Annotated in this window: 9 protein-coding genes; 8 read left to right on the forward strand and 1 reads right to left on the reverse strand. The window is 65.7% G+C overall.

Features of this window, described 5'->3' with window-relative positions; translation table 11 throughout:
• Positions 1-4 precede the first annotated feature (4 nt).
• Complete coding sequence (locus NA5_RS21030; protein WP_062988639.1) at positions 5-577, forward strand: TetR/AcrR family transcriptional regulator; 573 nt, start codon at positions 5-7, stop codon at positions 575-577.
• Between the two features lie 189 nt (positions 578-766).
• Positions 767-1,975 carry a Cmx/CmrA family chloramphenicol efflux MFS transporter gene (locus NA5_RS21035; protein ID WP_062988641.1) on the forward strand — a complete coding sequence of 403 codons (1,209 nt, stop codon included), beginning with the start codon at positions 767-769 and terminating at the stop codon, positions 1,973-1,975.
• Here NA5_RS21035 and dnaE read toward each other — a convergent pair.
• On the reverse strand, positions 1,972-5,523 hold the full coding sequence (dnaE, locus tag NA5_RS21040) for a DNA polymerase III subunit alpha (protein ID WP_084484301.1): 3,552 nt from the start codon (positions 5,521-5,523) through the stop codon (positions 1,972-1,974). The two genes, NA5_RS21035 and dnaE, sit on opposite strands and share 4 nt — an antisense overlap.
• Before the next feature lie 309 nt (positions 5,524-5,832).
• Between dnaE and NA5_RS21045 the strand changes: the two genes are divergently transcribed.
• The 6 genes from NA5_RS21045 (at position 5,833) to NA5_RS21070 (ending at position 12,250) form a co-directional block, all read left to right on the forward strand.
• On the forward strand, positions 5,833-7,032 hold the full coding sequence (locus NA5_RS21045; RefSeq protein WP_062988643.1) for a sensor histidine kinase: 1,200 nt from the start codon (positions 5,833-5,835) through the stop codon (positions 7,030-7,032).
• A 118-nt stretch (positions 7,033-7,150) separates the two neighbouring features.
• On the forward strand, positions 7,151-7,948 hold the full coding sequence (locus NA5_RS21050) for a LytR/AlgR family response regulator transcription factor (protein WP_062988645.1): 798 nt from the start codon (positions 7,151-7,153) through the stop codon (positions 7,946-7,948).
• Complete coding sequence (locus NA5_RS21055) at positions 7,945-8,310, forward strand: hypothetical protein (RefSeq protein ID WP_157110548.1); 366 nt, start codon at positions 7,945-7,947, stop codon at positions 8,308-8,310. The genes NA5_RS21050 and NA5_RS21055 overlap by 4 nt, the downstream gene beginning before the upstream one ends.
• A gap of 47 nt (positions 8,311-8,357) precedes the next feature.
• Positions 8,358-10,115 (forward strand): sodium/solute symporter, encoded by a 1,758-nt coding sequence (locus NA5_RS21060; RefSeq protein WP_062988649.1) that lies wholly within the window; start codon positions 8,358-8,360, stop codon positions 10,113-10,115.
• Between the two features lie 138 nt (positions 10,116-10,253).
• A complete protein-coding gene (locus NA5_RS21065; RefSeq protein ID WP_062988651.1) occupies positions 10,254-10,616 on the forward strand; it encodes a DUF485 domain-containing protein in 363 nt (120 codons plus the stop codon).
• The gene (locus NA5_RS21070) at positions 10,613-12,250 is read left to right on the forward strand and encodes a monocarboxylic acid transporter (RefSeq protein WP_062988653.1); all 1,638 of its coding nucleotides are present in this window, start codon (positions 10,613-10,615) and stop codon (positions 12,248-12,250) included. The genes NA5_RS21065 and NA5_RS21070 overlap by 4 nt, the downstream gene beginning before the upstream one ends.
• The last annotated feature ends 47 nt before the right edge of the window (positions 12,251-12,297 follow it).

A 12,297-nucleotide genomic window follows, 5' to 3' on the forward strand; every position in this document is an offset into this window, starting at 1 on the left:
ACCCATGGCGCGACCGAAGGCATTCGACGAGGACCGGGCGGTGGACGCGGCCATGCGGGCGTTCTGGTCCGCGGGCTACGAGGGCACCTCGACCCAAGATCTCTGCGAGGCAACAGGTTTGGGTCGAAGCAGTATCTACAACACCTTCACGAGTAAGCACGAGCTGTTCGATCGGGCACTGCGGCGATACATGAGCAGCAAGAACGCCTCGATCTTCGAAGTGCTCGACAGCGACCTCCCCGCGCGAGCGAAAATCCGCACGCTATTGCGCCAGACCATCGACGCACCGGCCGACGATCCCATCGGCTGCCTGGTCGTCAACTCGACAGTCGAGTTGGCACCGCGTGATCCGGATGTGGCGGCGACATTGCGCACCGATCTGGAGCGCAGGCTCGACGCATTGACCGCGGTTATCCGGGCGGGTCAGCGGTCCGGCGAGATCGATGCGAGCAAAGAGGCCCGCACGCTGGCGCAGTTCGTGGTCACCATGATCAGCGGTATGCGCGTCGCGGCGCGCGGTGGAGCCGATAAGGGCACGCTGGAGGCGATCGCGACGACAGCATTGAGCGTGCTCTGACGCCGACCTCGGCTACCACGAAGGCCGAATCAGCGGCGCAATAGCCGGAACCAGATCACCGGCGCGTCATCGACTCATCCAGCACAGCATTCGACACGTGCCGCGCTGCCCGACTGCTCGGGCTGCTGCGGGTAAAGCGGTTTTGCCTTAGTTTTGAACTGATCAATCTAAAATCAGAAGGGGCTCCCAATGCCATTCGCCGTCTACATACTCGGGCTATCCATCTTCGCCCAGGGCACCTCGGAGCTCATGCTCTCCGGCTTGCTCACCCAGATGGCCACAGACCTGGGCGTCTCCATCCCCCAAGCGGGCCTGCTGATTTCGGCATTCGCACTGGGCATGCTGGTAGGCGCGCCCGCATTGGCCGTGCTCACCCTGCGCTGGCCGCACCGCACCGCACTGCTGGCTTTCCTCGGGGTGTTCATCGCCGCGCATGTGGTAGCCGCGTTGACACCGGGCTACTGGGTACTGTTCGGGACCAGGGTGGTCGGCGCATTCGTCTACGCCGGATTCTGGGCGGTCGCGGCGACCACGGCGCTGAGTCTGGTGCCCGAGAACGCGCGCGGTCGGGCGATGAGCATTGTCGCGGGCGGGATTACTGTGGCCAGCATCGTCGGGCTCCCGGCGGGTACGGTGATCGGCCAGCATCTGGGCTGGCAGGCCGCGTTCTGGGCGGTCGCCATCCTGTCCGCGCTGGCCATGGCCGGGGTGGCGGCCAAGATTCCGGGCGGACGCCCCGCCGAGGTGCCGAACCTGCGCAGCGAACTACGCACCATGGCCAACCCGCGCCTCTGGCTGTCCTACAGCACAACCGCGCTCTCCATCGGCGCGCTAATGGTCATCTTCGCCTACCTCGGCGCACTCCTGGCCCGCACCACCGGAATCGCCGAGAGCTGGATTCCCTTGGTGCTCACGCTGTACGGCATCGGCGCACTGATCGGCATCACGCTCGGCGGTCGCGCTGCCGATGCCCATCCCTTCCGCGTACTGACGATCGGCATGATCGGGGTTATCATCAGCTCGGCAGTGCTGGCGCTGACCGCGACCATGCCCGCACCGGTTGTAGTCCTCGTATTCCTCTTGGGCGCCTTCGGATTCGCCACGAATCCGGCACTGAACACTCGGGTATTCGCACTGGCCGGGGCCGCACCAACCCTCGCGACCGCAGTGAACTTCTCCGCATTCAATGTCGGCATCACCGTCGGCCCGTGGCTCGGCGGCCTGGCCATCGACGGCGGTCTCGGCTACCCGTCGATCGCCTGGATCGGCGTGATCCTCGGCTTCGCGGCACTCACCACCGTCGCCTGGGCAGCCGCACTACACCGTCGGGCACAGCAAGTCGATGCGGTCAGCCCAGCGGATCGGGCACGGGCAGTTGGCACTTCGCCCCGTCCCTAATTCGCGAGGCAACCTGGACCGAGCAGAGCCTTCAGGTCTCCCATCAGGGCCGAGGACGGTGAAACCCGCAGGCTGTCATCCAATTTCCACAGTGACGTATTGTCGCGTGCGCCCACATGGCGGACGTGCACGTCCGCGGTGCCCGGATGTCTGGACAGGATGCGCTTGAGTTCGCCGATCTTGTCCGGCGTGCACAGCCGCGTCGGCATGACGACCGCCAGCGGCTTGGCCACACCGATGGAGGAGAGATCGGGGACGGCGAGATCATTGGCGATCAAGGAGATCCGGTCATCACGCACCGACACCCTTGCCTTCACCAGCACGACCGCGTCCTCCACCACATCCGCGCCGTACACCGAATACGCCTGCGGGAAGAACAAGACCTCGATACCACCGGTCAGATCCTCGATCTGCGCCGAGGCCCAGGCCAGTCCGTTCTTATTGATGCGGCGGTTGACCGAGGCGAGGATGCCGCCGATGGTCACCTGGGTGCCGTCCTTGATATCGCCCTCGAGAATGGCCGGAATCGCCGTATCCGCCTGTGCCGCAAGCACATGCTCTACGCCGTTGAGCGGATGGCCGGACACGTACAGGCCGAGCATTTCCCGCTCGAGCGCCAGCTTGTGCTTGGTCTCCCACTCTTCGTCGGGCACCTTCACATTGAAGACCGAGGCCACCGATTCGTCACCGTCGTCCAGCCCGCCGAACAGATCGAACTGGCCGATCGCCTCGGCCTTCTTGGTGGACATCACCGCATCGATGGCATCGGAGTGCACCAGCAGCAGACCCTTGCGCGGATGTCCGAGGGAATCGAATCCGCCTGCCTTGATAAGGGATTCGGTGACCTTCTTGGTGCAGGCGATGGCGTCGATCTTGTTCAGATAGTCCGAGAAATCGGTGAACTTCGACTTCTCCTTGCGCGCCTGGATGATCGAGGAGACGACATTGGCGCCGACATTGCGCACCGCGCCGAGGCCGAAGCGGATGTCCTTGCCCACCGAGGCGAAGTTCATCTCGGATTCGTTGACATCCGGCGGCAGCACGGTGATGCCGAGGCGGCGGCAATCGGACAGGTAGACCGCTGCCTTGTCCTTATCGTCGCCGACGGAGGTGAGCAGAGCCGCCATATATTCGGCGGGATAGTTCGCCTTGAGATATGCGGTCCAATAGGAGATCAGGCCGTAGGCGGCGGCGTGTGATTTGTTGAACGCGTAACCGGCGAACGGAAGGATGGTGTCCCACAGCGCCTTGATGGCCGCCTTGGAATATCCATTGGCCTGCATGCCCGCCTCGAAGCCCTCGAACTCCGCGGCAAGCACCTCGGCCTTCTTCTTACCCATCGCGCGGCGCAGAATATCTGCTCGACCGAGCGAGTACCCGGCCACTTTCTGCGCGACGTGCATGATCTGCTCTTGGTAGACGATCAGGCCGTAGGTCTCGCCGAGAATCTCCTTGAGCGGTTCCTCCAGCTCCGGGTGGATCGGCTTGACTTCCTGCCGGTCGTTCTTGCGGTCGGCGTAGTCGTTGTGCGCGTTCATGCCCATCGGGCCTGGGCGGTACAGCGCGCCGACGGCCACGATGTCCTCGAACGCGGTCGGCTGCATGCGGCGCAGCAGATCGCGCATGGGCCCACCATCGAGCTGGAATACGCCGAGAGTGTCACCGCGGGAAAGCAATTCGTAGGTGCGCGAATCGTCGAGCGGCAACCGATCCATATCCAGGTCGATGCCGCGGTTGGCCTGGATATTCTCCAGCGCGTCGCCGATCACGGTCAGGTTGCGCAGACCGAGGAAGTCCATCTTCAGCAGGCCGATGGCCTCACACGACGGATAGTCCCAGCCGGTGATGAGCGCACCGTCCTGTGGTCGCTTCCAGACCGGGATCGCATCGGTGAGCGGATCACAGGACATGATGACCGCGCAGGCGTGTACACCCGCGTTGCGGATCAGCCCCTCGAGACCGCGCGCCGTTTCGTAGATCTTGGCGACATCCGGATTGCTCGCGATGAGTTCGCGAACCTCGGCGGCCTCCTTGTACCGCTCGTGCTCCGGATCGGTGATACCGGATACCGAGATGTCCTTGGCCATGATCGGCGGCGGCAGCGCCTTGGTGATCTGGTCGGCGATGGCGAAACCGGGCTGACCGAACAGCACGCGCGCCGAGTCCTTGATGGCCGCCTTGGTCTTGATGGTGCCGAAGGTGATGACCTGGGCGACCCGGTCGGCGCCCCACTTCTCACTCGCGTAGCGGACCATCTCACCGCGACGGCGATCGTCGAAGTCGATATCGATATCGGGCATCGATACGCGCTCGGGATTGAGGAACCGTTCGAAGAGCAGACCGTGCGGAATCGGGTCGATATTGGTGATGCCGAGCGCGTAGGCGACCAGCGAACCGGCCGCCGAACCACGGCCGGGACCGACTCGGATGCCGACCTCGCGAGCATGGTTGATCAGGTCGCCGACGACGAGGAAGTAGGCCGGGAAGCCCATCTCCAGGATGACGCCGATCTCGTACTGGGCGCGGTCCAGATATTCCTGCGGCGCGCCGTCCGGGAAGCGGCGGCGCAGTCCGAGGTCGACCTCATGGCGCAGCCAGCTGGCCTGGTCGTGGCCATCGGGCACCGGGAAGATCGGCATCCGGTCGCGGTGCTGCCACACCTCGTCGTAGGACTGCACCCGCTCGGCGATCAACAGGGTGGAATCGCAGGCGCCGGGCACTTCCATATCCCAGATCGCCCGCATCTCCTCCGCGGACTTCAGGTAGTAGCCATCGCCGTCGAACTTGAAACGCGTTGGGTCGCTGAGGGTTTTACCGGTCTGGATGCACAGCAGCGCCTCGTGATTGGTCGAGGCGTCCTTGGTGACGTAATGGCAGTCGTTGGTGGCCAGCGGCCGGATTCCGAGCTTCTTGCCGATCTCGAGCAGGCCCTCGCGGACCCGGCGCTCGATGGACAGGCCGTGGTCCATGATCTCGAGGAAGAAATTGTCCGGTCCGAAGATCTCCTGCCATTTGGCCGCGGCCTCCAGGGCCTCGCGGTCGTGGCCGAGACGCAGCCGGGTCTGCACCTCACCCGACGGGCAGCCGGTGGTGGCGATGATGCCCGCGGCGTGCTCGGCGATGATCTCCTCGTCCATGCGCGCCCACTTGCCGAGCTGACCTTCCAGCGAGGCGAGCGAGGACAGCTTGAACAGGTTGTGCAGACCGGTCGCGTTCTCCGCGACCATGGTCATATGCGTGTAGGCGCCGGAACCGGAGACGTCGTCGCCCTTCTGGCTGGGATCACCCCACTGCACGCGCTTGGTGTCGAACCGGGAACCCGGTGCGATGTAGGCCTCGATGCCGATGATCGGCTTGATATCGGCCTTCTTGGCGGAGTTGTAGAACTCCGAGGCCCCGTACATATTGCCGTGGTCGGTCATCCCGACCGCGTTCATGCCCAGCCGCTTTGCCTCGGCGAAGAGCGGAGAGATTTTGGCCGCACCATCGAGCATGGAGTACTCGGTGTGGTTGTGCAGGTGAACGAACGATCCGGACGAGGCGGCCAAGACGGTCCTTCCTCCCAAGGTCTCGACGGGGGTTGGTGTAGCGATTCTAGGGGCCCCCACCGACTAGTTCGGCCTGCCACACCGGGCTCACGCAGGTGCTCGGCGTGTCGGTGGTGAAGATCACCGGCGCGTCTCGCGAACCACTATTGCGGCTGTCCGATTTCCGCGACAGTGGGGTGTTCCGCGGATCGCTCGACACTACGCGAGCCCGCGCTCGAGCGCGGTTGCATCGGTGCTGTCGGGCGCGGATTCGGTCGGCCGCCGCGATAATCGGGCGATGAGGTGGCTGAGACGTTCGGAGGGTGGGCGATGACGACCGCCGGTGTCGCGGTCGTCGCGGGGGCGGTATTGATCGTCGGTGCGCTGCTGGTCTGGTCGCGGACGCGGCGGGTGGTGACCACTCCGGCCGAGCGGGCGGTGTACAGCGCACTGCATACGGCGTCGCTGGCCGCGCGACCGTTGCGGCAGGGGTTGAACGATCGATCCGCCCAAGAGGCCGCGCCGCATCTGCGCACACTCACCGGAGCCGACGCGTTGGGCGTCGCCGATCCCGATGGCACATTGCTGGCTTGGGACGGGCCGCATTCGGATCTGGCCGAACCCTTCGCCGATGCGGCCAGGCGGGCGGTGGCGACCGAGCGGCCGGTGCTGGTGTCGGGGCCGGGTCGCAGTGAACATGCCGGGCGGACGCTGATCGCACAGCCACTGCTCATCGAAAATGCCGGGGTGGCAGGGGCTTTGGGCGTGGTGACCACTGGGAAGCCGGAGCCTGGGCGGCTGGGTGCGGTCGCCGAGGTGGCCCGATATGCCTGTGGGCAGCTGGAATTGGCGGAATTGGACGCCTCGCGGGCCAGGCTCGATCGCGCCGAGGTGCGCGCGCTGCGGGCCCAGATCAGCCCACATTTCATCTACAACGCGCTCAATACCGTCGCGTCCTTTGTGCGTACCGACCCGGATCGGGCGCGCGAGCTGATCCTGGAATTCGCGGACTTCACCCGATATTCCTTCCGTGCCGCGGGCGAATTCACACTGCTGTCCGACGAACTGCGCAATATCGAGCGATATCTGGCGCTGGAGCGCGCCCGATTCGGTGATGCGTTGCAGGTACGGTTGCAGATCGCACCGGAGGTACTCGGCGTCGTACTGCCGTTCCTGGCGCTGCAACCGTTGGTGGAGAACGCGGTTCGGCACGGTTTGGCCGGGGCGACGCGCGGCGGCACGGTCACGATTGTCGCGACGGATGCGGGCACCGACTGCGTGATCAGCGTCGAGGACGACGGCATCGGGATGGATCCGGATCTGCTGCGCTCCGGCGCCCTCGATGCCATCGAAACCGGAACCGGGCCAGCGGGTTCCGGCGAATCGGCCCATGTGGGTCTGGCCAATGTCGATGACCGGCTGCGGGCGGCCTTCGGCAATGACTACGGCCTGATCGTGGAGACGGCCCCCGGCGCGGGCACGAAGGTGAGTCTGCGCGTCCCGAAGTTCCGCGCTGGCATCCAGGCTTGACCCACCCGCATGCACGGTGCGGTTGCCCGGGTCGAAGCGGGCGAAGCCAGCCCCGATTCGCACCCGGTGTCGACATCGGACTCAGCGGTGAACAGGGTCCGCTTACGATGGAACGACTGTGACCCGGACCACCGACCAGTCCGCCGCCGCACTGCGTGTGCTCGCCGTGGACGACGAGAAGCCCGCTCTGGACGAGCTGGTGTATTTGCTGCGCACGCAGCCGGGGGTCGGTGACATCCACAGCGCGAACGATGCGACCAGCGCATTGCGGCTGATGCGGGCACATCCGATCGACGCGGTATTCCTCGATATCAATATGCCCGGGCTGGACGGTATGGAACTGGCTGGCATCCTGTCCGAGTTCGCGAACCCGCCCGCCGTGGTTTTCGTGACCGCCCACGACGATCAGGCGATCGCGGCCTTCGATCTGGGGGCGGTGGACTATCTGCTCAAACCGCTGCGCGAGGCGCGGTTGGCGGAGGCGGTGCGCCGGATCGTCACGGCACGCGCGACACCGGCCCCGGCCGTCGCGGCACCGCGCGGCGATCCCAATGAGGTGATCCCGGTCGAGTTGGGTGGGGTCACCACCTTGGTGCACCGGTCGAGCGTGAGCTGGGTGGAAGCGGAGGGGGACTACGCGCGATTGCACACCAGCGGCGGCTCGCATCTGGTGCGAATCCCGTTGTCGGCGTTGGAATCCCGCTGGGAGAACGCCGGATTCCTGCGGGTGCATCGGTCCTATCTGGTGGCGCTTCGGCTGGTGACCGGGCTGCGCACGGTCGGCACCGGAACCGTGGTCCGGCTGCGGGCCGACGGGAATGCCGCGGCGGTGGAGTTGCCGGTCAGCCGTCGACAGGTGCGGGAGCTGAAGCAGCGGCTGGTGCACGGGCCGCGACAGCAGTGGACGAACCCGTGACCACACCGCAGCGTCCGACCAGACAGCGCGTCGTGCTCGCCGAACGCCGTGGCGCGCGACGCGTGCGGACCCGCACGGAGGTGGTCGAACAGACCGAGATCGGCGAAGCACTGATCGGCGGGCTGATTCGGGCGCAGTTGGGGTTGGCGGTGCGGGTCGGATTGGTCATGGTGCTCGTATTGTGTTCGCTCCCGGTGCTTTTCCGACTCGGGTCGGCGGGATCGTTTGTTCTGCTCGGCGTGCGGCTACCGTGGTTGCTGCTCGGTATTGCGGTGTATCCGGTGCTCTACGGCGTCGGGCGGCTGTATGTCCGACTCGCCGAACGCAATGAGCAGGACTTCCTGGATTTGGCCGAGGACTGACAGATGCGACTGAGCCGACCGGATCCCGGAACGGATCGAAGCGTGCCATGAACACGGCGACGGCCCCCGCGCTGACGGTTTTCGCATTGCTGTTCGCCGCCCTCGCCACGATCGCGATCGGCGTCTACGGTGTTCGGTTGGCGCGCACCACCTCCGACTTCCTGGTCGCCTCACGCAGCGTCGGGCCGCGCTGGAATGCCGCGGCGATCTCCGGCGAATACCTCTCGGCCGCTTCATTTCTCGGTGTCGCGGGACTGATCGCGAAATACGGCGCGGACGCGCTCTGGTATCCGGTCGGGTTCACCGCGGGATATCTCGGACTACTGCTGTTCGTGGCCGCGCCGCTGCGGCGGTCCGGCGCGTATACGGTGCCCGATTTCGCGGAATTCCGGCTCGGCTCGCTGCGGCTGCGCAGGCTGGCCGCGGTCGTTGTGGTGCTGGTCTGCGGGGTGTATCTCATTCCGCAGTTCCAGGGCGCGGGGCTCACGCTGCATATCCTGCTGAATGTGCCGAAATGGGTCGGCGCGGTGGCGGTTGGCGCGATCATCATCGCGAATGTGGCCGGTGGCGGTATGCGGTCGATCACGCTGGTGCAGGCCTTCCAGTACTGGCTGAAGCTGACCGCCGTGGCGATTCCCGCACTGGTGCTGCTCGGACATTTCCTGGCCGAGGATCGGGAACTCGGCACACCGGCTCCCCCGGTGGTCACCGAGCGCACCACGGTTGATGTCAGCACCGGCGTGCTGGTGCGGATCGGTGCGCCGCAACAGGTTTCGATCACCGGCACGCTCGACGGGCGCGCGGTGGACGGTCCGGTCCTGCTCACACCCGGCGCACACGAACTGGCGGCGGGCACCGAGCTGACCCTGGAGGCGGGCTCGGCCGTGCCGGTGGTGGCCGGAGCGCCGACCGACGGTGCCGCCTGGCTGGCACCCGGCGGCGGATTCGGCGGCACCCATCCCACCTACCAGGTGTATTCGCTGATCATCGCCACTTTCCTGGGCACGATGGGACTTCCGCACGTGCTGGTGCGGTTCTATACGAATCCCGATGGACGCGCGGCGCGTACGACCGCGCTAGCGGTGATCGGTCTGGTCGGAGTGTTCTACCTCTTCCCCATTCTGCTGGGGGTTTTCGCGCGGCTGTACGTGCCACAGTTGCTGATCACCGGCACCTCCGATGCCGCCGTGGTGCTGCTGCCCGGGTCGGTGCTGGCGGGCCTGCCGGGACAACTCCTTGCGGCACTGGCCGCGGCGGGTGCCATCGCGGCGTTCCTTTCGACTTCGTCCGGTCTGCTGGTCAGCATCGCGGGAGTGCTCAGTACGGATATGCTGCGCGGACGGATTCGCGATTTCCGGGCCGCGGCGGTATTCGCCGGTGCTGTGCCGCTCGCGGTTTCGGTCATGGTGGTCTCGCTGGATCTGTCCCGCACTGTCGCCCTTGCCTTTTCGGTCGCCGCCTCGACACTGTGTCCACTGCTGGTGCTCGGCATCTGGTGGCGTGGTCTGACGGCCAAGGGCGCGGCCACCGGACTGATCGCGGGCGGTCTGGCGGCGGGCGGCGCGACGGCGGTTTCGGTGACCGGCGGCATCTCCGACGAGCTGGCGAACGGCTGGCTCGCGGCCGTTCTCGGCTATCCGGCCGCGCTCAGCGTACCGCTGGCATTCGCGGCGATGATCCTGGTCAGCGTGCTGACGCGGGGTCAGGGTCCGCGCACGGTTGGGCGCATCTTCGTCCGGATGCACGCGCCCGAGCGGCTCGGTATGGGCGCGGACCGCGAGCGCGCCATCGGGCTGAGCCGCTGACCGTTCGTCGCGGCCAGTCGACCGTTCACCGCACAAACCGGCGCCTTCACAGAGTGATCCACGCCACATCATGAATCCTTCACGGGCGTCCCCTTATGGTCGGCGGACAGTAAGTCACGTCACACGCTAGGACCCGCGATGACCAGTATCGACCTCGACAAAGACGGCACGCCACCGCGGCGCACGCCGACGGCGCAGGATTTCGCCGCCGTCCAGTCGAGTCCCCAGTTCCAGGAATTGCGAAGCCGGTTGCGCCGCTTCATCTTTCCGATGACCGCGCTGTTCCTGGTCTGGTACCTGAGCTATGTGCTGCTCGGCGCCTACGCGCACGACTTCATGGCCACCCAGGTCATCGGCGATATCAACCTCGGTCTACTGCTCGGCCTCGGGCAATTCGTCTCGACGTTCGTGATCACCTGGCTGTATGTCCGGTTCGCCAATAAGGAACTCGATCCGCGCGCCGCGTCGATCCGCAACTACCTCGAGGGAGACCAGGCGTGAGGACCCAATACCTGTCGGCCGCGGAGACGGTCGGCAATCCCGCCGCGAATATCGGCATTTTCGGCCTGTTCGTGGCGATCACGATGGTCGTGGTGATCCGGGCCAGCCGCAATAACCGCACCGCCGCCGACTACTTCACCGGCGGCCGCGGCTTCTCCGGCCCGCAGAACGGCATCGCCATCGCGGGCGATTACCTTTCCGCCGCAAGCTTTCTCGGCATCGCGGGTGCCATCGCAGTCTACGGCTACGACGGGTTCCTGTACTCGATCGGGTTCCTGGTGGCCTGGTTGGTCGCACTGCTGCTGGTCGCCGAAATGCTCAGGAACACCGGCAAATTCACCATGGCGGATGTGCTGAGCTTCCGGCTGAAGGAAGGTCCGGTCCGCACCGCGGCCGCACTGACCACGCTCGCGGTTTCACTGTTCTATCTGCTTGCGCAGATGGCGGGCGCCGGCGGTCTGGTCGCGCTGCTGCTCGACATCTCGGATAAGACCGGACAGAGCATCGTCATTGCCGTCGTCGGCGTGCTGATGATCGTGTACGTGCTGGTCGGCGGCATGAAGGGCACCACATGGGTGCAGATCATCAAGGCGGTGCTGCTCATTACCGGCGCGGCGCTGATGACGATGATGGTGTTCGCCAAGTTCGGCTTCAACTTCTCCGACATCCTCGGCTCGGCCCAGGATGCGGTGCACGGCTCGAAGTCCAAGGGCGTGGCCGCCCGTGACGTGCTCGCTCCCGGCGCGCAGTACGGCGGCAGCGCGACCTCCAAGCTGAACTTCGTCTCGCTCGGTCTGGCGCTGGTGCTCGGCACCGCGGGTCTGCCGCATGTGCTGATGCGCTTCTACACCGTGCCGACCGCGAAAGAGGCGCGGCGCTCGGTGGTTTGGGCGATCGGCCTGATCGGCGCGTTCTACCTGTTCACCCTGGTGCTCGGTTACGGTGCGGCCGCCATTGTCGGACCGGATCGCATTCTCGCCGCGGCGGGCGGGCAGAATTCGGCGGCGCCGCTGCTGGCGTTCGAACTCGGCGGCGTAATCCTGCTCGGCGTTATTTCCGCCGTCGCCTTCGCCACCATCCTCGCGGTCGTCGCTGGCCTGACCATCACCGCGTCGGCGTCGTTCGCACACGATATCTACGCGAGTGTGATCAAGAAGGGGCAGGTCGACGAGAACAAGCAGGTCCGGGTTTCCCGGATCACCGCGGTAGTGATCGGTGCGCTGGCCATCGGCCTCGGCATCCTGGCCAACGGTCAGAACATCGCCTTCCTGGTGGCGCTGGCCTTCGCGGTCGCGGCGGCGGCGAATTTGCCGACCATTGTGTTCTCGCTGTTCTGGAAGCGGTTCAATACCACCGGCGCGCTGTTCAGCATGTACGGCGGCCTGATCTCGACCATTGTGCTGATCGTGTTCTCCCCCGCGGTATCCGGGACGAAGACCTCGATGATTCCGGGTTCGGATTTCGATTGGTTCCCGCTGTCGAACCCGGGGATCGTCTCCATCCCACTGGCTTTCGTACTCGGTGTGGTCGGCACGTTCCTCGGCGGGCGCAAGTCGGAGGATCCGGCGAAGCAGGCCGAGATGGAGGTTCGCTCGCTCACCGGTGTCGGCGCGGAAAAGGCGGTCGTGCACTGACCGAATCCGCCTGCTGCCCTTAGTTGTTTCGAGAGGATTGATCGACG

This window comes from Nocardia anaemiae NBRC 100462 (assembly GCF_001612725.1).
GTDB classification, from domain to species: domain Bacteria; phylum Actinomycetota; class Actinomycetes; order Mycobacteriales; family Mycobacteriaceae; genus Nocardia; species Nocardia anaemiae.